Below are 21,559 nucleotides of genomic sequence, written 5' to 3' on the forward strand. Positions count from 1 at the left end.
GATGAGCGCCACCGTGACTGAGCAGGACCCGCGCGTACAGACCGCACACTCTCTCGCCGAGTATCTGGCCGCCGCCTTGCGTGCTGATCTCAACGTTGATCCGTCAGCGCGTGCGCTGCTGGTGGTTTCCGGCGGCTCCACGCCCAAGCCGCTGTTTGCCGCGCTACGCGACAAGCCGCTGGATTGGTCGCGGGTCGATATCACCCTCGCCGATGAGCGTTGGGTGAGCGAAGACGCCGATGACAGCAATGCACGCTTCGTGCGTGAGCACCTGCTGAGCGGTGCGGCCAGTGCCGCCACCTTCCATCCGCTGACCAATGCCGAGGCAGAGCCGGAAGATGGTTGCGCAGAAGTGAGTGCTCGCATCGCGGCGCTCCCCTGGCCGGCTTCCGCGCTGATTCTCGGCATGGGTGGCGATGGCCACACGGCCTCGCTGTTCCCGGATGGTGACCGCCTGCAGGAAGCGCTGACCAGTGCGGATTGCTGTGTCCCGATGCGTGCGCCCAGCGTGCCGCAGGCGCGTATCACACTGTCTCTCGAGCGTCTGCGCCAGGCGCGTCGTACCGTGCTTCACCTCACGGGGACCGACAAGCAGGCCGTGCTATCGCGCGCGCTGAGCGATGTCGAGGCGGTCAGTGAACTGCCGATTCGTGCCTTCCTGTCCGCGCCGCTGGCGCTTTACTGGGCCCCCTGATCACATCGGCCGCGGCCAGCCACAAGGGAGGCTGGCCGCGGCACAAGGAGAACGCCATGAGCTTTGAAAAACAGCTTCCGTCGACTCGTACCACCGAGATCGACAGCATCTGCCAGAAAGCCTCCGTGCTGCCGGTGATCGCCGTCGAGCGCATCGAGGACGCCGTGCCGCTGGGCAAGGCCCTTTACGAAGGTGGCCTGACCGTACTGGAAGTCACGCTGCGTACCGACTGCGCGCTGGAAGCCATCCGCCTGATGCGTGAAGCGCTGCCCAACGCCAGTATCGGTGCCGGCACCGTGCTGACGCCGGAACAGTATCGCCAGGTGGAAGAGCTGGGCGTCGACTTCATCGTCACGCCGGGCACCACCGAAGCGCTGTACCAGTACGGCGTGACCAGCAGCGTACCGATGCTGCCGGGTGTCGCGACCGTCTCGGAGCTGATGACGGGCTGGCAGTACGGTTACCGTCGCTTCAAGTTCTTCCCGGCGGAAGCCGCGGGCGGCGTCAATGCGATCAAGTCCTTCGGTGGCCCGATCAGCGAAGCTCGCTTCTGCCCGACCGGCGGCATTTCCCTGAGCAACGCCGCTGACTACCTCGCGCTCAAGAACGTGATGTGTGTCGGTGGTAGCTGGGTCGCGCCGCAGAAACTGATTGATGCGGGTGACTGGGATGGTATCCGCGAGCTGGCGCGTGAAGCCTCAGAGCGTTTCCACCGCTGAAGTCTGATATCTGGATGAGTGTTGGTCACTGATCCAGCGGTTGCCTGCCAACGTCATGCACGTCGTGCTTGAGGCTGACAGGCTGCCAGTACTGCTCTCTCTCGACAGCTTGGCTGTTGCTTGTGACCCGTCTCTCGCGAGGCGGGTCTTTTTTGTGCGCGTTATCTGGCGGGCTGGCGGGTCAGATGGGAAAGTCAGGCTGATTGTCTGATGGAGCCTTTTGAGCTGGGCAGAAGTCTTGTCTCAGCGCTGCGGCGTGCTCAGCTGGCGGTAGAGATCATCCAGCAAGGGCAGGACCAGCCCATGTCGGGAGGCAGTGCGGCGCAATGGGCCAAGGATCGCCTCGACCTCGGTAGGGCGACCGGCGAGCACATCCTGCAGCATCGAGGCGCGATTGTTGGCGGTCGCGCGGATGACCTGTTCGACCAGCGCCTGCCAGCCTTCCCCCGGGGCAGAGATGCCTTCGCTACCCAGTACCGCGCTGATCTCCTCGACCGCCTGGCGCACCATCGGCGCAAATGGTCGGTCGCGCAGCTGGCCATTGCGAATGCGATAGCGTGCCACCAGGGGGTTGATCGCCGCATTGATCGCCAGCTTGTGCCACAGGCGAGTCTGGATGTCCGGCGTCCGTTCGCACGCAAACCCCGCAGCCTTGAGCCAGTCACCTTGCATGAGAGCGGCCTGATTGGACTGGCTGTCGTGATCGCCGTCACCGCCACTCTGCCATGCGCCCAGCCAGGTGTGGCCGCGCCCGGCGTGTTGCACGCCAAGGTGCTGGTGGTCATCCGCGGTTGAGTCAGCGTCAGGCGTCGCGGTTGCGCCAGTCTCGGCTGGCAACCAGGCGCCTTCGGTGGTGCTGGCGCATAGCAGGTTGGCGTGGCGTTCGGCCAGCCACGGCTGAGCACTCAGGCCATTCTGCCAGCAGGTCACGGAAGTCTCGGGCGTGATATGGGGGGCCAGTTGCTGCCAGACGCCGGGTACACCGTGCGCCTTGGTCGTCAGCCAGATGGCGGAAGGCTTTCCAGATGGCGAGTATTGCAGTGTGTCAATTGTTGAATAATTTATCTTTGCGCTAACAATGAGTGATTCCGGCGTGGTCAAGTCGAGCGTGACATCTTGCCCCGCCATTGCCTGACGCCCCAGCAGCAAGACACGCGGTAGCGCGGATGCCCCCTGCTCACGCAGCTCTCGCTGGCGTGCTGCCATCAGCGATGCCGCCAGCAGACGCCCGATGGCGCCCGGACCGATGATCCACAGCCAGTTATCTTCCGGATCAGTCATTGTGTGCATATTCGTCATCTTGTCATGGAGAGCAGTGCGTGAGCGCGGGAAAGGCCGGTTGTATTTCACCTGACCCGCTGTCAGCTATCGGTCTTGCGCCGTGACCCAGTCGCTCGCTTGCGGGGGCTCCTGGTGGAAGCACTTTTACGAGAAGCGCCGTCCTTATTGCTGCCAGCAGTGCTGCCAGAAGAGCTGCCAGAAGCTGCCTTGCCAGAAGAGCTGCCAGAGGCGCGCTTCTTGTAGGACGTTGCCTTGCGACGCGAGCCGCCCTTGCCGCCGCCCTTGCGCGGCGCGGGTGTCGCACCGCCGACGCTGGCCAGTGCCGTGCTCAAGCGGCTGGCGGAGCTATCGGCGAGCAGCGCACGCAGATCCACGATCAGATCGCTCAGGAAGGGCGCCGCCGGGTCGCCTTGTTCGTGGATCATGCTCAGGCGTTGCTCCCACTGCGCGGTGCGCTCCGGGCGCGATACAGCGGGCGGCAGTGCATGAATCAGCGCGCGACCGATACGCGTCGAGCGCATCGCCTGGCCTTCGCGCACCAGATAGCCGCGATTGATCAATGTCTCGAGCATGCCGGCGCGTGTCGCCTCGGTGCCAAGGCCATCCACATCGCGCAGCGTGCGTCGCACCGCTTCATCCTCGACGTAGCGCGCGATGTTCATCATCGCCTGGATCAGGCTGGCGTCATTGAAGGGTTCCGGCGGGCGGGTCTCTTTCTCCTCGATGCCACAGTCGAGCACGCAGGCCGGTTCGCCTTCCGTCAGGGCGGGCAGCGGCGGTGGGGTCTTGTCATCGGCGGCTGCGTTCTTGGCAGAGGCCTTCTTGTCAGTGCCCTCACTGGCCTCCGCAGTGCGCTGGAACAGCACCTTCCAGCCCTCGTCGATGACGCTGCGGCCACTGGCGCGGAAGGGCTCCTTGGCGAAGCGCAGCTCGACCTTGACCTCGCGATAGCGATAGGCCGGATAGAACTGGGCCAGCACGTTGCGCGTGATCATGCGGTAGAGATTGGCTTCATCGCGCGAGAGGCGCGCATAGTCCGGCTCGCGCCCGGTCGGCGCCAAGGCGTGGTGCGCGCTGACCTTGCTGTCATTGAAGGCGCGTGAGCGCAGGCTGAAATCGGCGCCGCCACTGAAGCGTTCAAGCTCACGGTCACCCACGCAGGCGCTGATCATCAGATTGGCCATGCCGGCGTGATGTTCGCGCGGCAGGTAGCGGCAGTCGGAGCGCGGGTAGGTGATCAGCTGATGGCGCTCGTAAAGCGCCTGACAGGTGTCGAGTACCTTCTGGGCGGGCAGGCGAAAACGGCGCGCGGCATCGACCTGCAGCGCCGAGAGCGAATAGGGCAGCGGCGCGGGCTGTGACTTGTCGCTGGCCTCGACACTTTCGACATGGCCATCGCCGAGGGTAGTCAAGGTCGCGAGATGGCGGGCGAGGCGCTCGGCGGGACGGCTATCCAGCAGGCGCCCCTTGTCATCCAGTGGCAGCGGGGTGCCCTTGTCCGCCAGACGTTGCAGCCAGGGCGAGCTGGGCGCATGCCACCAGGCCTTGAAGCTGCCCGCCGCCACGCCAGCCTCTATCCACAGCGGGAAGAAGGCGCGAGGCTCGAAGGCCTCGATTTCCTCATCACGGCGCACGACCAGCCCCAGCAGCGGCGTCTGCACGCGTCCCACTGACAATACGCCATCGTGGCCGGCCTGACGCCCGGTCAATGTCCAGGCGCGAGTCAGATTCATGCCATACAGCCAGTCGGCGCGCTGGCGCGCCAGCGCGGCTTCATAGAGCGGCTGCCAGCGCTGATTGTCGTCCAGCTTGTTGAGGGCACGGCTGACGGCGGGGCGGTTCATGTCACTGATCAGCAGGCGTTTGACCGGCCCGCGCCAGCGCATGTGCTCCAGCACTTCCTGCACCAGCAGCTGGCCTTCACGGTCAGGGTCGCCGGCATGCACGACCTCATCGGCCAGCTTGAGCTGCTCGCGGATGGTCTTGAGCTGACCACGCGCCTGGCTGCGTGGCTTGAGCTTCCATTGCTCGGGGATGATCGGCAGGTGATCCAGCGACCAGCGCTTGAAGCGCTCGTCGTAGTCATCCGGCGGGGCCTGCTCCAGCAGGTGGCCGATGCACCAGGTGACACGGGTGTCACCGGCATCGATATAGCCGTCGCGCTTGCTTGAGCGTCCGGGCAGCGCCTCGGCAATGGCGCGGGCGAGGCTGGGCTTTTCGGCGATGATCAGGCGCATCGGGCATCCTGCGGTCAAAGGCTGTCGATATGATGATCCATACAGTATGCCGTTGGCCCGAGGCGGGGATCAATCGTCGTCGAGCGCGCGACGCGCCTGGACGAGGGCGCGATACCAGTCGCGGTTGGCGGTCTGGATCAGCGGGGGGCGATTGGAGAGATAGCTGACCGGGTGGTGGTCGGCGGGCTGATAGTTGCTGAGCATGTTGAGCGTCGCTTCACGGGCGCCGAAGGTATCGCGCAGGAACTCGATGGCCAGCGGCTCCAGCTCGACGCGGTAGTGGCGCACCAGCGCGATGGCCAGTGATTCGGCGGTGCGAGACAGGTCATCATCGATCTCGCGCACCATGGCGCTGCCCAGGGCCGCCTTGGCCGCCGCGGACTGATTGGGCTCCAGCTGGCCAAAATAGGCGGCGTTGGAGCCATTGATGGCGCGCTGCACGGCCGGGCGTGACAGGTGTATGTGGGGCTCCAGCGCAAGGGCGATCTCGACTGCCATCGCCTTGGCCTTGTCGACACCGACGCGCAGCACCGTCTCGCGCGCCTGGTAGGCGATCTCGCTGTCGACCCGCTTGATGCGGCTCTCGTTCAAGTGATCGGCCAGATGCTTGCAGACCTCCGCCTTGGCTTCATCGTCCAGCGCGATGGTCTTTTCCTGGATACGCAGACCACGACGGCCCGGACCGACCCGCAGGCGGGTGGCGTCATCGGACATCTGCGAGGCGATGTTCTCCCAGCGCTTGGACATCTTGAGGAAGACGGCGTGGCTGCGCCCGACCTGCTCGTAGGCATTGGTCACCGTCTTGTAGAGGCGGATGGCGTTGGTGAGGATGTCGGCCCGCGAGCGCAGCGCGGCGCGGTGTTCACGATCGCCCTCATTGACCGCGATCGCGAGGTGCGTCACCTGCTCGGCAAGGGCGTCCATCGCCTGGGTGGAGCGCTCCAGCAGTACCTCGGCGCGCAGGCCGGAGGCGGCATCCTCCACCAGGGTGCCGGACTGCTCGGCCAGATAGACCGTCAGCGCCTTGAGGCGTGACAGGCCGGTGGCCTGACGTATGCGATAGCGCGAGCGGGCATGCTCGAGGTTGTCCAGTGCGCGCGCCAGCTTCCAGCGGCCACGGTATTCGAAGGTCAGCAGCGGAATCTTGCGCCCGCTGATCAGCTCGAAGGCCAGAATCAGCATCTCCTCCACGTCCTGCAGGGTCATCAGCAGGTCGTTGTCCTGCTCGATGGCGGCCAGCACACGCTCGATGAAGTTCTCGTCACGTGGCACACCGCTGTGCAGGTCGGGCGCGCGGCCTTCGAAGCGCTCACGCAGCAGGCCGATGGCCTCTGGGGCCAGCTCGGCCAGCTCATTGAACTGGGGCTCGAGCCATTCGCGGTTGAGGCTGTTCATGTCGCGGATACGCGCATGCAGGCCCACGCGACGGTAGACATCGATCTGACTGATGATGCGCGCGGCATCACGGTCATCGAGCAGCTCCAGCGCCGCCAGCTCGACCCCCTCCGGCGCGAGATCCTGCTTGCGCAGCAGCATGGCCGCCGCTTCACGCCGGCGGGCATCGCCTTCGAGGCTCTCGACGATCAGGTTGCGCGTGGCGAGGATCAGCTCCGGCACGGTGTCGATGACGCGCTCGATCTTGGCTTCGGTGCGGTCATAGCGCCGTGAGCTGGTCAGGTTGTGGGCGATATTGGCCACGATGCCCGCGACACCGGTGATGACGGTGTAGGAGATGAAGAAGATGTAGTTCTCGAAGGTCGGTTCCTTGCCGTAACCGAGCAGATAGCCGCCCCAGGCGCCGATCAGCGTCACCGGGCCTGCGGTCCACAGGATCTGCATCAGGCTCACCGACCAGGGCACACGCTCCACGGCCTGGGTAATGCGGCGAATCTCGTCTCGGCCCTCACGCTCCAGACGCACCTGGGGCGCGTCATTGGCAGTGTTGGCTCGGGGACGAAAGGGGCTCGGCAACAGCAAGGCAGGCTTCCTTGATTGAACGGGGTGGGGCTTCTGGCACGACATGGGCTGCCGAGAGGTTCGTGAGCACGAGCCTCGAGCGCAGCGCGGGGCAAAGGGTGTCGTCAACAGTAGCATTGGGCAGCCTTTTGGCTCCAGTGAGCAAGGGCCGCAAGCGGGTCGAGCGTGGTAGAATTTCGCCCGCCATTGACTGGCCAGCGGGTCTCGCCAGGTCGTCAGGCTCACGCTAGGACATCAAAAAGCTCTGGAGGTTGTGTGGAACGAGACTTGGAAGCAGGAAAGGGTGCAGGTGACGGGGCTGAAGTCGTGTTGCTGGACGGCGGCATGGGCCAGGAACTGGTGCGTCGTAGCGGTCGTGAGCCGACGCCGCTGTGGTCGTCTCAGGTGATGCTGGACCAGCCTGAGCTGGTGCGTGACCTGCACCTCGATTTCATTCGTGCCGGCGCGCGCGTCATCACGCTCAATACCTACACGGCCACGCCGCAGCGTCTGGGCCTGGCGGGTGTCGGCGAGTCGATCGCGGCCATTCATGCCGCCGCCGGCAAGGCCGCGCGGGATGCCATCGCCCTGAGTGGCGAGGCGGATGTGCGCGTGGCAGGCTGCCTGCCGCCGCTGGTCGCCACCTATCGCCCCGATGTCGCGCCGAGTGCTGACGAATCCCTGGCCAGCTATCGCCGGCTGGTGGAATTGCAGGCACCGCTGGTCGATGTCCTGCTGTGTGAGGCGCTGTCTTCCTGCGTCGAGGCTCGCGCCGCTGCCACCGCCGCACTCGAGAGCGGCTTGCCGGTGTGGGTCTCGCTGACGGTGAAGGATGACCTGACCGCGACCCTGCGCAGTGGTGAGCCGCTGGCCGACGCGATCAGCATGCTGCAAGCGATGGGCGTGGACGCGATCCTGATCAATTGCAGCGCGCCGGAAGCCATTCAGGGTAGTCTGGAAAATCTGCTGGCCAGCCCGCTGCCGACCGGTGCCTATGCCAATGGCTTCACCTCCATCGCGGAGCTCAATCCCGGCGGCACCGTCAAGGACCTCAAGGCACGTGAAGACCTGGGGCCGGAGCAGTACGCGGCGCATGCGCTGGGGTGGGTCAATGCCGGCATTCGTATCGTCGGCGGTTGCTGCGAGGTGGGCCCGGCGCATATCGCCTGCCTGGCCGAACAGCTCAGGTCAGCAGGTTATCGCTGCGTCAGCCGCTTGAGTGAGTGAACGATGAGGGGCGAGGCTTCCTCGTGATAGACTTCGCCCCTTGATTCGCAGGTTCTGACGGGCATCGCGCCTGAGGAAACGCCAAGGTGAACGCCAAGGCGAAGACCGGGGCGCGGTGCCTGCAGGGCTGTGAAACGCTTTTTTAGGGAGATGCCATGCTTGCCGAGTGGGTCGAACGGCTCTTGAGTTACGCCAGTGGGGCACTTGATGCCATCCGCGCCGATGAATCCTTTCCTGCCTTCATGCAGTGGGCGCATTCGGAGGGCGTGAACTACAGCGGTGGTGACGAAGCGCTGGCGGTAGCGCTGGCGCCGGTGCTGTGGAGCCAGACTCCGCTGGTGCGACTCGATTTCGCGCGCGAGTCGTTGGCATCGCCCGGACGCAACGAGCCTTGCTGGTGTGACTCGGGTCGCAAGTACAAGCAGTGCTGCGACAAGGTGCAGCTGCCGGCGATTCCGGATCATCTGATGTGGATGCTGTCGCTGCGCGAGTTCAAGGGTGAACAGCTCAAGGCGGCGCTGGCCTCTGGTCTGGCGCCGGCGCAGGCGCTGCTCGAGGCGGGGCTGATCAGCGCCGAGAGCGGCAATCGTGGTCGGGCTCAGCAGATCATGGAGGCGCTGTTCGATACCAGCGACTGGTCGCGTCTGCCCGAGCAGGCCGAGCCTGGCTTCGAGCTGCTGCTGGATCTCTATCAGGAGCGCGGCTTCACCCGCAAGAAGGCGCTGCTGCTCGATGAGGTGCTGGAGCGTGGCCCTGCCTTCCTGCGCGGCGTCGCCCTGGAGCACCAATGTCTGCTGCATCTGGACAGCGATGACCTGGGCTCGGCGCGCGCCGCCTTCATTCGTGCCCAGCAGACGCTGCCCGATTCGCCGACGCTGGCGTATATCGAAGCCATGCTGCTGCTGCACGAGGGCCAGCCGGAAGAGGCGCAGGATCGTGCGCGCTTCTGGTGGCGTCGCCTGTCCAAGCAGAAGGACATCGAGCCCGGTCAGCTGGAATTCCTGGCGGATCTGGCCGAAAACCCGCGTGCCACGCTCGCCGAGCAGATGGTCAATTCCGATGAGTCGCTGTCGGATTCACTGGCCGCCCTGCAGGCGCTGTTCGAGGTGATCGAGCATCCGCCGCGTCTGGCGCTGGAAACGCAGGAAGATGGCAGTCTGCTGTTCCGTCAGAATGCGGAGCAGGCCGTGACACTCGGGCTATGGGAGGCGGTCTTCCCGGCGCGCATCGAGGAAGAGGCGGCACTGGCGCTGGATATCGATCCCTGGGATGTCCAGGACCCCAACGAGTGGCTGCAGCAGCTGTGCGCCAGCCCCGAATGGCTGGACGTTCCGGCGGTGTGTCAGGGGCTGATCCTGGCGCTGGCCAGTCGCTTCGGTAGCCTGCCGTGGATGTCGGACACCTTCTTCGTGCCGCTGGCACAGCGCTTCGATCGCTGGCTCGATCAGATCGAACAGGCTGGCGGCCTGTTGCGCTGGGAAGATGGCGACAACGCCCAGTTGCTGCGCTGTGGGCTGGGGCTGGTGATCGGCATGGAGCGCGGTGAGCGCGAGCGTTCGCGCCAGCTGGCGGAGCGCCTGCTCAAGCTCGACGAGGAAGACAGCCTCGGCCTGCGTGAGCTGGTGCTGGATCAGCTGCTGCGCGAAGGCCGCAACGACGAGGCCGTGACCCTCGCCGAGCATGATATCGAGCGACGTGCCGTCGATGAGGAAATGCCGCTGTTGGGCATCCTGATGGGCCAGGTGCTGGCGCTCTATCGACTGGGTCGCGACAAGGACGCCGAGCAGGCACTCGAGATCGTGCGGGAAGCCAATTCGCATCTGATCAGCCTGCTGCTGGCGGAGCATCCGCGGCCGGTGAGTCTGGCGGTGGAAGCGCCGGAACCCGGCACGCGTGGTGAGGCCTGGCAGTACCGCACCCTGATGCGCGACCAGTGGAAGCGCAGCGAAGGCGCGCTTGCCTGGCTGGCCAAGCATCGCTGAGCCGGTGTCAAAGGCCGCTCATGCTGCCTGACGAGTGATCGCAAGCGCTCGTATGACGAGGCCCGTATGAAAAAACCCCGCAGTGCCACGGCACTGCGGGGTTTTTTGTGTCTTGCCTTGCATCGGGAGGCGGACTCAGGGGGAAGCGTGAACGGGGGCGATCACTGCTGCTTGCCTTGCTGACGCAGACGCCAGGCTTCTCGAATGGCGCCGCGTAGCCCCGGCGTCTGGCCGACCTGGATGGCCTCCAGCGTTGCGGCGAAGGCATCCGGCGTGGCGCGCCAATCCGGGGGCTGGATGGCGCCTGCACTGCTGATGCCGACCCTGTCCAATGGCGGTGGCGAGCGCTCGGGCAGAGCCCCTAAAAGCCGCATGCGGCTGTACTGCACCTGGCGCAGGCGATGGCGAAGCTCCTTGTAGCGCGAGCCGAAGGGGCGTGTGGCCAGGGTGATCAGGGCCGCCAGAATCCGTTCTTGCCACTCGGGGCGTGCCGGGTTGCGGTAGGCGACGCCGCGTTGCGAGGCGGCGCCTGCCTGACGGCGGTCCTTGAGCCAGTGCGGGGCCGTCCTGTCGAGCGCCTCGCCTTCGAACAGGATGCCGGCGTTGACCTGCTGGCCACCGTGTACGCGGGTGAAGGGCAGGATGACGCAGTCCTCGAGCATGGCGCCTTCTTCCACGTAGCTGCCCTGTTCGAGGCAGCAGCGTCCCTTGAGCAGCACGCCGGGCTCCACATGGGTGGTGATGCCGGCGAAGCCACCAGTGAGGCGCGATTCATCCAGGCGGGTCGCGCCGGCGGCGTAGTAGACGTGGTGCAGGTCCTGCTCGCCGGGCAATACTCCGCGCTCGCCATGTGGTGTCAGGCCTGAGTCATCGGCATCCAGTGCCTGCATCACCAAAGCGTGATAGTGCGACAGTGAGGCCAGCAGGGCCGGCCCCAGCTGGGAATTGTCGCGCAGCTCCGGCCAGTGAAGACGAGCGAGCGACGGGTCTGTCACGCTGGTTGGATGGCAGACCGGCGCGCCCGACGCCATGGCCTGCTCGCTGATTGCGAGGCTGTCATCCTTGAGCCACTCCGGCATCAGCAGCACATCGGCGCGCAGCACCGGGGCGGGCAGGGCAGCCATGGCGCCGAGGCGCTTGATCTGCTCGCGCGGGTCTCGCTCGCCGGGCATCGGAAGAATGTCGAGATCGATGCCCCAGCGTGAGCCATCGGCGATACGCGCCCGGAACCACTCGGGGTCACGGGCGATGATCAGGCTGATGTGCGTCACGCCTCGCCCGACCAGCAGGTCGAGATTGCGCTCCAGCACGCTGCGTCCGGCAATCGGCAGCAGGGCCGGCGAGTAACGGCGGTCAATCGGCGCGACTTCCTGGCCGAGGCGGTCCGCCAACAGGATCACATGCATTGCACACCTCCTTGGCATGAGTCGTGACACTGGGGCAGCGCAGCACGAATGAGAGAGGGAGTCTCACGCATCAGTAGGCTCCACGGCTGGTCAGAACGGCAGGAATCGTACGCAGCAGCAGCTTGATGTCTTCCTTGATGCCCTGACGATGCAGGTAGAAGAGATCCAGATGGATCTGTTGCTCGAAGGAGAGGTCCGAGCGGCCCGACACCTGCCACAGCCCGGTCAACCCCGGCGTGGCATCCAGACGCATGCGCGCACGCGCTTCGTAGAGCGCCACCTCACGGGCGAGGGCGGGGCGCGGCCCGACCAGCGCCATCTCGCCGCGCAGCACGTTCCACAGCTGCGGCAATTCATCGATGGACAGCTTGCGGATGATACGACCCACCCGCGTGATCCGCGGGTCCTGCTTCATCTTGAACAGCACGCCACCCTCGCTCTCGTTGGCGGCCTGCAGTTCGCGCAGACGCTCTTCGGCGTCGATGTACATGGAGCGGAACTTCCACAGCTTGAACGGCTTGCCGTGACGCCCGATACGCTCCTGGCCGAACAGCACCGGGCCTGGCGATTCCAGGCGGATGGCCAGCACGGTGCCCAGCAGCAGCGGTGACAGCACCAGCAGCACGCCGCTGGCACCGACGATATCCATGGCGCGGCGCGCGCGCGGGGTCAGCCAGTTGCTCACTCGCCATCGAAAGTGGCGCCAGTTGGAGCGTGACTTCATCCACAGGCCGCGGCCGGGAATCGCCTCTTCCCCGTACTTGCGCACGCTCATCAGAAAGCTCGGGTTGCCAAGCACGTAGCGCTTGAACATGCGGCGTGGCTCCATCAGCAGCCGCCAGGCCCATTCCATGCCTAGTCTGCGCACGACGCCCGGCGCACGCGGGATGCGCTGGGAATAGAAGTCGAACAGACCGCCGACGCCCATGACCACCGGCACCTCGAGTCGCTCACGGTAGGTCGAGATCCACTTCTCCTGGGCCGGCACGCCCATCGCCACCAGCAACAGGTCAGTGCCCTGATTGATCTGCGCCAGCACGTCGTCGATGATTTCCGGGCCGATGAAGCCGTGATGCACGCCACTGATCTCGAGTGTCGGCCATTGCTCGCGGAGCTTGTCAGCCATCCTGTCGGCCACGCCCGGCGCGGCGCCGAGCAGGAACAGGTGCTTGTTCTCCGCCACCAGCATGTTGCACAGGTGGGGCAGCAGGTCGGTGCCATTGAGGTTGGCTTCGAGCTCCTGGCCGAGCATGCGGCAGGCCATCTTCACGCCGCTGCCATCAGGCAGCAGCAGGTCGCTGTCATGCAGCACCTGCATGTAATAGCGATCGACCTGGGCCACGTTCAGGCAGTGCGCATTGACGAAATTGACGGTGCGCGGCTGCGGGTCGCTGATCCAGCTCTTGAGCAGGCTCAGGCAGGTGTCGAGGCTGGTGTTGACGAAGGGCACCCCCAGTACCTTGACGTGAGGCAGCGTCTTGACGCGCTCAGTGGTGAAGAGGGCTTGATCCAATGGCTGGCTCATCATGGCGACTCCACTTCATGAGCGTCCTGCTGTCGATTCGGTCTGGCCGGCTGCGGGCGCGGCGCATTGTCGATCTTCTTCTTCTGCGCCTTGCCGATGACTCCCTGGGCGAGCCCTTCACAGCGCAGATAGAGACTCTTGGGCATCACGCGCAACATCAGGGCGGCCCCTGCCGTGGCAGCGGTGCGCCCGAATTCCGCCTTCCAGATGCCCGGCCATGCCTTGACGGCGCGGCGGCAATACTCCCAGGCAGCATCCCCGTCACGCAGGCGAATCGCCTGACGAGACAGGTAGCGCAGTTGGTAGGCCTGGGCGCGGGGATACCATTGTTCGATGAAGTCAGGCGCGTAGGCGCGCGTCAGCTCGACGATCGCAAGCCAGCTCTGGTATTGGCGCTCCAGCTGTGCCGAAAGCCCGCCTTCATTGAGCCGGTAGCGGGTCAGCGGCTCGGGAATGCCTTCCACCGTGGTGCCGGTCTTGAGGGCGATGCGGGTCCAGCACTCGATGTCTTCGCTCTGGCGCAGACTCTCATCGAAATAACAGGGCAGCACGCCGCCCCCCTTGACCTCACAGTCGAAGGCGATGGCCTCGAGAATCTCGCGGCGGATGACCAGTGCCGAGCCATTGCCCACCGGGTTGCGACAGAACAGCAGCCCCGGCGTGATGTCGGTCAGGCTCGGCATCTGGTAGTAGTCCAGCGGTTCGCCGTCGGCATCGATGAAGGCCGAGCGCGAGAAGGACAGGCCTACCTCGGGGCGTGCCTCGAGGTGCTCGCGGTGACGCGCCAGCTTGGCGGGCTCCCAGATGTCATCGGAGTCGAGAAAGGCCAGATAGCGGCCCTGAGCGGCACGCACGCCCGTGTTGCGAGCCCCGGCCAGGCCGCGATTGACCGGATGCGTGATCAGCGTGACACGCGGGTCGTCGTAGGCCTCGCAGATCGCCCGGCTGCCATCGGGGGAGCAGTCATCGATGATGAGCAGTTCGAAGTCGCCATCCTCCTGCGCCAGCACGCTGTCGATGGCGGCCGCGACGAAACGTTCGACGTTGTAGATCGGCATGATGACCGAAAAGGTCGGGGTCATGGTCTGGCCTCCTGGACGTCCCTGTCTGGGGAAAGCGATGCGGTGGATGCTGCGTGAGGTGTCTCTGGTGTGTCTGGTGTGTCTGGTGGCGGCGCATCTGTCACCCGGCCGTCCTGAGCGAGGATCAGTCGGCGTGTCCACAGGTAGCCGGGCAGGGCGGCCAGGCTGATGCCGACCAGAATGCCGGCCGCGACGCCGTTGATGCCGAAGGGCACGCCGGCGAACATGCCAGCGCCGAGCATCAGCGTCATGAAGATCTGCAGCTTGAGGTCTGCCCCGGGCATGCCCTGGGCGCGCAGCAACTGGCCGCAACTGTCGAGCAGGATGCGCGGCAGGGCGGAGAGGCAGATCAGGATCAGGATCGGCAGGGCGCCACGCTCGACCCAGGCCTCTCCGAACAGGATCGGCACATACCAGGGCGCCAGCAGGCTCTGGGCGATGATGGCGGGCACGGCGACCAGCGCGAACAGACGCATGCCGTGGTGCATGCGTGCCAGTCGTTCGCGAGACGTCATGTCGCCGCACAGCTGCGGGAAGATGGCGGTGGAGTAGGCGCGCAAGAGGCCCAGGCTGATGCCGAGTCCGGCATTGAAGGCAAAGAAGTAGACGCCGAGCACGTCCATGGCGAACAGGGCGCCGACCAGCAGGTAATCCATCTGCTGGCGCAGCACCGAGACCACCTCGACGCCCATCATCGGGCGCGCGAAGCTCATCAGCGGACGCGACCACAGCGTGGAGGGGCGCTCATCGATGCGCCATGATTCGCACCAGCGGTAGGTCATGGTCCAGATGGGTGTCACGACCAGCTTGGGCAGGATCAAGGCCCAGAACCCGGCACCCATGGCGGCCAGCAGCATCACGCCGACGGCCTCGCCGATGCTCTGGCCCATCTCGATGCGCGCCGTGATGTGCAGGCGGTTGCTGCGCAGAATTCGCGCCGCGTTGATGGCGGCGGGGGGCAACATCGGGAAGATCAGTGCCAGCGCCATCAGCGGCAGGGTCAGATCGGGAGCGTCATAGAGATAGGCCAGCAGCGGGGCCAGTGCCATCTGCAGCACCATCAGGCCAAGACACACCACCCAATTGAACCAGTAGGCATCGCGGCACAGGCGTTCATATCCCTCGCGACCGGCCTGCACCAGAGCGGGTACCACGGCGGCATTGGAGATGGCGTGCATGATCTCGTGCGCGGTAAGCACGATGGCGGCGATACCGAAGGACTCCGGCGCGATCATGCGCGCCGCCACCAGGGTCGCGCCCAATCGTGCGATGCGGTGCACCCCTTGCGACATGCCCATCCAGGCCAGATTGCGGATCAGACGGCCATTGCCACCGTCTCCGCCACCTGTCAGACGTGTCTTGAGTCGCGTGATCACACCCATCGCCTGGCTCCCTGGCTTGTCGTGCCTTTCCAGGCATCTGGTCTTGTCGGTCATGCTTTTGAACGGCTGGTGTAGCCACTCTAGCGCAATGTACTGATGAATTGGCGTGATCTGGCGCAGCCTTGTTCCACTATCCCGTGATCGGGCTAGGTTGCTGTGTCGCTGCTGCCGGTATCGGCGGAGGCGGGCGCCGCCGCTGTCCTTGAGGACGGCTTCTCCACATCCACCGGCCCCATGTTGTGGATATGCCCTTCGCTGGCGGGCAGGCCTGCCAGCTGGTGCGCCTTGCCGATCAGGATCAGTCCCGGCCAGATCAGGTAGGCCAGAATCTCCAGATTCTCACCGAAGGAGTAGACGAACAGCAGGCCGACCATGATCAAGCCCAGCTGCACGACAGGGCGGCCGACCACGAAGCGCAGCAGATGCAGCAGGCTGACCAGCATCGGCACCAACAGCGCGAACAGGCCGAAGATGCCCTTGACGAACAGCAGCCCATACCAGCTGTGATGCGAGCCGATCGGCATGTACTCCACCAGGTGCGGGCCGCGTTCGACGATGCCGTGGCCGAACCACGGTGCCTCGTTGCGCCAGCGATCCACCGCGATGCGCCCCAGCGCGGCGCGCACGCGGGTCGAGTCCGCCCGCGAGCCCTTGAAGGCGGCGATGAAGTTGTCGATGGCCTCCAGAATCGGCGCGCCGAGAAAGCCACCGATCAGGCTGACGCCGGAAAAGCTGAACCACAGCCACGGCTTGTGCAGACGCTTGAGCAGGAACATCCCAGCGCTGATCAACACCAGCGATACCAGCGCCATGCGCGAGCCGGACATCAGGATCATCAGCACGCTGCCGCCGATGCCGATCGCCTTCCACAAGGGATGTTTCTCGAGCAGGGCGCAGGCGAAATAGATGCTGGCGACAAAGCCCACCGCCGGCGCCCAGGGCGTGAACAGGCGCCAGCGCGGCATGCCGCTGCCGGGGTCGATCTCATAGAGCGAGACCGCGAAGAATTCCGGCCCCGGCCCACCGATGGCCTGCAGTGGCGAGACGAAGGGCACCTGGGGCAGTCCCGCCAGCCAGGCGCCGACGAACACCGGCAGCAACAGCATGGTATGCAGGCACACATGCATGGCCGCGCGGATGATCACCGCCGGGCGGATCGCCAGACAGCCGATGATGGGGAAGACCGCCAGCAGCGCCCAGCCCTTGGCCCAGCCGATGGAGGACTTGATCAGTTTGCCGGTGCCGAGGTTCTCGATCAGGTGGCCGGCCAGCAGCGAGAACTCCATCACGATCATGCCGATGATCCACACCCACAGTGGCCAGGGCAGGCGCGGAAAACGCTGGCGGCCCTTGAGGTGCAGCCAGGCGGCACGCATCACCAATGACCATGCCAGCACCGGTGCCAGCACATAGAGGCCGCCGACCAGATAGAACAGGTAGGTCGCGGTGATCGAGAACCAGATGATGCGTTCTTCCGGGGTCTCGGGGCGGACATCCGCCTCTGGCCCCGCCTTCAGGGAAAACATCGGCGGCTCACACGCTTTGCTGCAGACGCAGCAGGTAGGGTTTTCTGATCCACAGGAGAATCAGGCCGATGATGCTGAAGACGCTCGCCGCGAGCGCGCCGACGATGGCCAGCTTGATGCCCAGCGAATCCGCCTTCTCGGGCAGTGGCGGCGGATCGAGGATCTGCAGCATCGGGTAGCTGGCGAAGGGGTCGATCTGACCGATGTCGATCTTGGCCAGCGCCGTGGTGTAGACCGCCGTGGCGACCTGTTGCTCGCGCAGCAGGTCCTGCAGCTGGGCGGCCTTGGCGACGCTGTTGTCCAGCCGCTGCTGGCGGGCCGCCAGATTGGCCCGCCCAGTGGCAAGCTCGCTGATCACGCCACGCCGCTGGGTATCCAGGGTGATCAGCTCGCCGACCAGGGTGTCCTGATTGGCATGGCCGGACGCGGCACGCAGGGCATTCTGGTTGCGCGAGGACTGACGGGGCAGCAACTGGCGCATGCGTGAGGCCAGCGAGCGCTCGAGGGAATCAAGCCCCGCGGCCAGATTGATGACCTCCGGATTGCGCTCACCCCATTTGCCGCGCGCTTCATCGAGACTGGCCGCCTGCTCCGCGGCTTGAGTCAGCAGCGCCTGATAGCGGGCGTCGCGCTGCAGGGCGATCACGCCACCGGCCTGGCCGGCGTCCAGTCCCAGGCGACTGGACAGGGTGGCGAGCCGGGCGTTGAGGGCCGACAGCTCGCCATCCCGCGTCTCGAGTGTGTCCTTGAGCGCCTCGACACTCAGCGTCAGTTCCTTGAATTGCTCCATGGAAACCAGCCCTGAGGTGGACTGGAACTCGAGCAGCTTGCGCTGGGTTTCCTTGAGCGTGCGATCGTAGGTCTCGAGCGAGCGGCGGATGACGGCTTCGCGGCGCGCCTGCTCATCATTGCGCAGCTGTTCGATCACCTCATTGAAGGCATCGATGTGCGCATTGGCGCGTGCAAGCGCGGCCTTGGCGCTCGGCGCGCTGGTCTGGAAGGCGATCAGGGCGGTCTGGTCGGTCAGCTTGATCTTGGGCTTGCCGTAATCGTCGGGATGCATGTCGACCGTGCTGGCGGCACGCTCGAGCACGGCAGGGCTCTCGGCGATGGCGCGGTAGTTGACCTTGGGGTCCAGCGAGGAGCTTGAGTAGGAAGAGTTGGCGCTGGTGCTGGCCTGGCCGATGCTCTCGAAGTTCACCGACAGACCGGAGCCGGTGCCCGGCAGGATCATCGTCCAGCTGGTGGTGTAGGTGACAGGTGCCACGGCGATGAAGGCGATGGTCAACCCCCAGATGACACTCAGGATGGCGGTCGCCAGCAACAGGTAGGCCGCGCGGCGGGTGCGCGGGCGCATGCTGGAGCCACGCGCCGCCCAGCCCAGCAGGACGCCCAGGAGTCGGCGCCCCAGTGAGGGCTTGGCTGCGTCTTGTGGTGTGTCGGGTGAGCGGGACTCTGTCATGCACATCCTTGTCGCGTGGTAGTGATCAGTCGCATTCCATCAACGGACAGGCGATGGGTTACAGCAGAGTGGCCGGCGTCAGCAGGTCAGTCAGCGTGCGGGCGATATCACGGATGTTGGTGACACCGGAGTCATAGCAGCCGACCACATCTTCGGGCATCAGATAGGGATTGACGCCCACATCCGCCGGATTGGCCAGCAGGGCATCGATACCGCGATCGACCACGACCGGCTGATGCGTCATCGGGTTGGTACTGATCAGCACTGCGCGGCGCGAGCCGGAGGTCGCCTGGATGCCGCCGACGCAGTTGGCATTGATCACGCCCTGCAACATGCGCACACCGTAGGGCACCTGCGAGCGCAACACCGTGTAATTGCTGACGTTGTTGTTGTTGGCAGGGGTGGTCAGGTTGGAGGCATAGATGACGATGCCCGGCGCGGTGAGCGGCGAGGGGCGCATCAGTGCGGCCTGGAAGGCGCCGCTGGAGGGCACGTGGATGCGGTCACCCACACGCAGCCAGGGATTGGCGGCATATTCGCCGTCGATCAGGCCGCGCATGTCGAGAATCTGTGTCTGGCCGTCGCGAATCAGCTCGATATGGCTCAGGTCCGCGTCGGGGCGGATGCCGCCGGCCGTGGTCAAGGCGGCCGACAGACGACGCTGTTGACTGGCATCGCCGCCGGCGAAATCGCGGCGCACCATGCGCTCTTCGGGCAGGCGGGTATTGATGACCGCCTCGCCCGGGAAGAACACCGCGCCGGACACCGCAACGGCCAGCGGCGCCCATTCCTCGAGCCGGATGCTGACATGCGCCAGTCCCGGGCGAATCAGCTCTTCCTGCACCAGGCGCCGGGTGATCTCATCCGCCAGGGCGTCGATGGTCTTGTTGGAAGCCTCGACCGGCGAGAGCCACGGCAGGCGCAGGCGTCCATCATGATCCACCTCGTAGCTGCCATCGAAGAGCTCGCTGCCGGCGACCCTGACACTCAGACGATCGCCCGCCGCCAACCGCTGGTCATCGCCCGCGGGCAGTTGCATGAAGCGATCATCGGCATGAGGGGCAGGCAGCTCCAGCGGCCAGTGGGTCGCCTGTTGCCAGTGATCTTCGGCGGGGGTGTCGTCCAGCATGATCGGCGTACAGCCGCCCATCAGCCCGGCCGTGATCGCGACGCCCAGCAGGCGTCGAAGAGAGCGGAAAAGGGAGCTGGGCCGAGTCAGGTCGCGTTTCATCAGGCTACCTCACGAGAAGGCCCTGTCCGCGTGTCACCGCTCGACTCCAGCAGCGGGTCGCGCTGATAGTAGATATCGAAGAGCTCGAACAGGCGCACGCGCTCCAGCTCTGTCTGCATGACCGGAGAGGGTTCGACCACCACCAGCGCCGCCGGGGACAGCGCATCATGCAGACTGACCAGCACCGAGAGCCCATCGGCATCGATGGCCTCGACATGGCTGAGGTCCACCGCCAGCGTGCCGGTGTGCTCAGGAATCATCGCCAGCATCTCCTGACGGAAATAGCGCGCGAGCTCGCCTGTCAGCTGGGCAGGCGGCGTGATCATGATGCCTTCGTGAATCCGGGTGGTGATGGGCATGACGGGCTCCCTGTGCTTGATGTCACCGTCTGGCGCCAGCTGGGCCTGCGGTGCAGCTTGTTATCTTTATGCACTATGCCGCATAAGCATCGTTTACCTGCTGTTACAGTGTCAACGACGCCGACTGACTTGCCTCATTCTTTCTTGCTGGGTTTCGTGGTGCTGCCTGCTGTTTTCGGGCTCTCCAGGTTGCCTGCGCGGCGTTGTCACTCGCCCGACATGGCGGGTGACTTGTGCGGCGTGGCCAGCATCGCGCCCCAGTGGCGGAAGCGCAGCAACAGCAACAGGCCCGGTATGGCGGCCAGCGTGCAGATCCAGAAGAAGCTGTCCCAGCCGGCCGCATCGGCCAGATAGCCGGAGGGCGCGGCAATCACCACGCGTGGCAGGCCCATGATCGAAGAGAGCATCGCGTATTGGCCGGCGGTGAAGCGCTTGTCGGTCAGCGCGCCCATGAAGGCGATGAAGGCGGCGCTGCCCATGCCGGCCGCCAGGTTCTCGAAGGCGACCACCGCCGCGAGCCACGCCAGCGAATCACCGACGTGATGCAGCCAGACGAAGCCGGCAGTCGACACCATCTGCAGGATGCCGAACCACCAGAGCGCCCGATAGATGCCGATGCGCATGATCATCAGGCCGCCGAAGAAGGTGCCGGCCAGCAACGGCCACAGGCCGAACAGCTTCACGGTCGCGCCGATCTGGGAGTTGCTGAAGCCGATGTCCTTGTAGAAGGGCGTGGTCAGGTTGCCTGCCACGGAATCGCCCAGCTTGTAGAGCAGGATGAACAGCAGCAGCCAGATGGCACCATCGCGCTTCATGAAGTGGCGGATGGGGTCCCACAGGATCTCATGCAGATGATGGGCGCGCGGTGCGGCCTGTGCCTCGGGCTCCGGTGCCAGCAGTGTCACCAGCATGCAGGCGCCCAGGGTCGCGGCCATGATCAGGTAGGTCACGCGGAAGCCGATCATGTCGGCCAGCACCAGGCCGCCGGCCGAGGCCATCAGCATGCCGATGCGGTAGCCGTAGACATAGAAGCTGGAGCCCAGCCCCAGCTCGTTGTCCGGGAGATGCTCGCGCCGATAGGCGTCGATCACGATGTCCTGGGTGGCGCTGAAGAAGCTGACCGCCAGCGCGATGGCGCCCATGGTCAGCGGCGACATGTGCGGGTCCTGCAAGGCAAGCAGCGCGATCAGTGCGGTCAGGGCCAGCTGGGCGATCATCAGCCAGCCACGGCGCCGACCGAGCACCGGCGGCATGATGCGGTCCAGCAATGGCGCCCACAGAAACTTGAGTGTGTAGGGCAGGCCGACCAGCGCGAGCAGGCCCACGGCGTCCAGTGATACACCGGCATCCGTCATCCAGGCCTGCAGCACGCTACCGGTCAGCAGCAGTGGCAGCCCGGAGGCGAAGCCCATCAGGAACGTGATACCATGACGGCCAACGAGTAAGCGTAAATCCTTTGAAGTCAAAGCCTTGCCTGTCCATGCAGAGGG

16 protein-coding genes are annotated in these 21,559 nt (G+C 65.3%); 4 read left to right on the forward strand and 12 right to left on the reverse strand.

Translation table 11 applies throughout. From position 1 onward, the window contains the following. Position 1 precedes the first annotated feature (1 nt). The gene (gene pgl / locus R2R70_RS00580) at positions 2 to 694 is read left to right on the forward strand and encodes a 6-phosphogluconolactonase (protein WP_410976950.1); all 693 of its coding nucleotides are present in this window, start codon (positions 2 to 4) and stop codon (positions 692 to 694) included. A 56-nt stretch (positions 695 to 750) separates the two neighbouring features. Continuing rightward, positions 751 to 1,413: a bifunctional 4-hydroxy-2-oxoglutarate aldolase/2-dehydro-3-deoxy-phosphogluconate aldolase gene (locus tag R2R70_RS00585; RefSeq protein WP_043332465.1), complete on the forward strand. Its 663-nt coding sequence runs from the start codon at positions 751 to 753 to the stop codon at positions 1,411 to 1,413. Positions 1,414 to 1,656: 243 nt separating this feature from the next. On the opposite strand, the gene R2R70_RS00590 is transcribed toward R2R70_RS00585, so the two are convergent. The 3 genes from R2R70_RS00590 to R2R70_RS00600 all read right to left on the reverse strand — a co-directional run bounded on the left by R2R70_RS00590 (position 1,657) and on the right by R2R70_RS00600 (position 6,908). Further along, on the reverse strand, positions 1,657 to 2,703 hold the full coding sequence (locus R2R70_RS00590) for a ketopantoate reductase family protein (protein ID WP_410976951.1): 1,047 nt from the start codon (positions 2,701 to 2,703) through the stop codon (positions 1,657 to 1,659). A 71-nt stretch (positions 2,704 to 2,774) separates the two neighbouring features. Beyond that, positions 2,775 to 4,931, reverse strand: a complete 2,157-nt coding sequence (locus R2R70_RS00595) for a DNA topoisomerase III (RefSeq protein ID WP_410976952.1) — start codon at positions 4,929 to 4,931, stop codon at positions 2,775 to 2,777. Positions 4,932 to 5,000: 69 nt separating this feature from the next. Continuing rightward, complete coding sequence (locus tag R2R70_RS00600; RefSeq protein ID WP_043332458.1) at positions 5,001 to 6,908, reverse strand: hypothetical protein; 1,908 nt, start codon at positions 6,906 to 6,908, stop codon at positions 5,001 to 5,003. Positions 6,909 to 7,175: 267 nt separating this feature from the next. Here R2R70_RS00600 and R2R70_RS00605 point away from each other — a divergent pair, with 267 nt between their 5' ends. Both R2R70_RS00605 and R2R70_RS00610 read left to right on the forward strand, forming a co-directional pair. After that, complete coding sequence (locus tag R2R70_RS00605; protein WP_279831637.1) at positions 7,176 to 8,114, forward strand: homocysteine S-methyltransferase family protein; 939 nt, start codon at positions 7,176 to 7,178, stop codon at positions 8,112 to 8,114. Positions 8,115 to 8,269: 155 nt separating this feature from the next. Then, positions 8,270 to 10,096 carry an SEC-C metal-binding domain-containing protein gene (locus R2R70_RS00610; protein WP_410976953.1) on the forward strand — a complete coding sequence of 609 codons (1,827 nt, stop codon included), beginning with the start codon at positions 8,270 to 8,272 and terminating at the stop codon, positions 10,094 to 10,096. 161 nt (positions 10,097 to 10,257) lie between these two features. On the opposite strand, the gene R2R70_RS00615 is transcribed toward R2R70_RS00610, so the two are convergent. The 9 genes from R2R70_RS00615 to R2R70_RS00655 all read right to left on the reverse strand — a co-directional run bounded on the left by R2R70_RS00615 (position 10,258) and on the right by R2R70_RS00655 (position 21,481). Continuing rightward, the gene (locus tag R2R70_RS00615; RefSeq protein WP_107335397.1) at positions 10,258 to 11,502 is read right to left on the reverse strand and encodes a hypothetical protein; all 1,245 of its coding nucleotides are present in this window, start codon (positions 11,500 to 11,502) and stop codon (positions 10,258 to 10,260) included. Between the two features lie 70 nt (positions 11,503 to 11,572). Further along, a complete protein-coding gene (locus R2R70_RS00620) occupies positions 11,573 to 13,027 on the reverse strand; it encodes a WecB/TagA/CpsF family glycosyltransferase (protein WP_410976954.1) in 1,455 nt (484 codons plus the stop codon). Beyond that, positions 13,027 to 14,109: a glycosyltransferase family 2 protein gene (locus R2R70_RS00625; protein ID WP_410976955.1), complete on the reverse strand. Its 1,083-nt coding sequence runs from the start codon at positions 14,107 to 14,109 to the stop codon at positions 13,027 to 13,029. The genes R2R70_RS00620 and R2R70_RS00625 overlap by 1 nt, the downstream gene beginning before the upstream one ends. Beyond that, complete coding sequence (locus R2R70_RS00630; RefSeq protein WP_410976956.1) at positions 14,106 to 15,491, reverse strand: oligosaccharide flippase family protein; 1,386 nt, start codon at positions 15,489 to 15,491, stop codon at positions 14,106 to 14,108. Before R2R70_RS00630 ends, R2R70_RS00625 begins: the two co-directional genes overlap by 4 nt. A 146-nt stretch (positions 15,492 to 15,637) precedes the next feature. Beyond that, positions 15,638 to 17,017 carry an O-antigen ligase family protein gene (locus tag R2R70_RS00635; RefSeq protein ID WP_216059729.1) on the reverse strand — a complete coding sequence of 460 codons (1,380 nt, stop codon included), beginning with the start codon at positions 17,015 to 17,017 and terminating at the stop codon, positions 15,638 to 15,640. A 7-nt stretch (positions 17,018 to 17,024) separates the two neighbouring features. Beyond that, positions 17,025 to 18,479 (reverse strand): GumC family protein, encoded by a 1,455-nt coding sequence (locus R2R70_RS00640; RefSeq protein ID WP_131431398.1) that lies wholly within the window; start codon positions 18,477 to 18,479, stop codon positions 17,025 to 17,027. Positions 18,480 to 18,537: 58 nt separating this feature from the next. Further along, a complete protein-coding gene (locus R2R70_RS00645) occupies positions 18,538 to 19,710 on the reverse strand; it encodes a polysaccharide biosynthesis/export family protein (protein WP_052384387.1) in 1,173 nt (390 codons plus the stop codon). Then, a complete protein-coding gene (locus R2R70_RS00650) occupies positions 19,710 to 20,069 on the reverse strand; it encodes an STAS domain-containing protein (RefSeq protein WP_043332452.1) in 360 nt (119 codons plus the stop codon). The genes R2R70_RS00645 and R2R70_RS00650 overlap by 1 nt, the downstream gene beginning before the upstream one ends. A 206-nt stretch (positions 20,070 to 20,275) precedes the next feature. Further along, positions 20,276 to 21,481, reverse strand: a complete 1,206-nt coding sequence (locus R2R70_RS00655; RefSeq protein WP_082388128.1) for an AmpG family muropeptide MFS transporter — start codon at positions 21,479 to 21,481, stop codon at positions 20,276 to 20,278. Positions 21,482 to 21,559 lie beyond the last annotated feature (78 nt).

The organism is Cobetia sp. SIMBA_158, from assembly GCF_046566945.1.
Classification (GTDB): domain Bacteria; phylum Pseudomonadota; class Gammaproteobacteria; order Pseudomonadales; family Halomonadaceae; genus Cobetia; species Cobetia amphilecti.

Bases quoted from the DNA above. Each gene is read 5' to 3' on its own strand.
- pgl (WP_410976950.1), top strand. From the start codon at position 2: ATGAGCGCCACCGTGACTGAGCAGGACCCGCGCGTACAGACCGCACAC.
- R2R70_RS00585 (WP_043332465.1), top strand. From the start codon at position 751: ATGAGCTTTGAAAAACAGCTTCCGTCGACTCGTACCACCGAGATCGAC.
- R2R70_RS00590 (WP_410976951.1), bottom strand. From the start codon at position 2,703: ATGCACACAATGACTGATCCGGAAGATAACTGGCTGTGGATCATCGGT.
- R2R70_RS00595 (WP_410976952.1), bottom strand. From the start codon at position 4,931: ATGCGCCTGATCATCGCCGAAAAGCCCAGCCTCGCCCGCGCCATTGCC.
- R2R70_RS00610 (WP_410976953.1), top strand. From the start codon at position 8,270: ATGCTTGCCGAGTGGGTCGAACGGCTCTTGAGTTACGCCAGTGGGGCA.
- R2R70_RS00615 (WP_107335397.1), bottom strand. From the start codon at position 11,502: ATGCATGTGATCCTGTTGGCGGACCGCCTCGGCCAGGAAGTCGCGCCG.
- R2R70_RS00620 (WP_410976954.1), bottom strand. From the start codon at position 13,027: ATGAGCCAGCCATTGGATCAAGCCCTCTTCACCACTGAGCGCGTCAAG.
- R2R70_RS00625 (WP_410976955.1), bottom strand. From the start codon at position 14,109: ATGACCCCGACCTTTTCGGTCATCATGCCGATCTACAACGTCGAACGT.
- R2R70_RS00630 (WP_410976956.1), bottom strand. From the start codon at position 15,491: ATGGGTGTGATCACGCGACTCAAGACACGTCTGACAGGTGGCGGAGAC.
- R2R70_RS00635 (WP_216059729.1), bottom strand. From the start codon at position 17,017: ATGTTTTCCCTGAAGGCGGGGCCAGAGGCGGATGTCCGCCCCGAGACC.
- R2R70_RS00640 (WP_131431398.1), bottom strand. From the start codon at position 18,479: ATGACAGAGTCCCGCTCACCCGACACACCACAAGACGCAGCCAAGCCC.
- R2R70_RS00645 (WP_052384387.1), bottom strand. From the start codon at position 19,710: ATGAAACGCGACCTGACTCGGCCCAGCTCCCTTTTCCGCTCTCTTCGA.
- R2R70_RS00650 (WP_043332452.1), bottom strand. From the start codon at position 20,069: ATGCCCATCACCACCCGGATTCACGAAGGCATCATGATCACGCCGCCT.
- R2R70_RS00655 (WP_082388128.1), bottom strand. From the start codon at position 21,481: ATGGGCTTCGCCTCCGGGCTGCCACTGCTGCTGACCGGTAGCGTGCTG.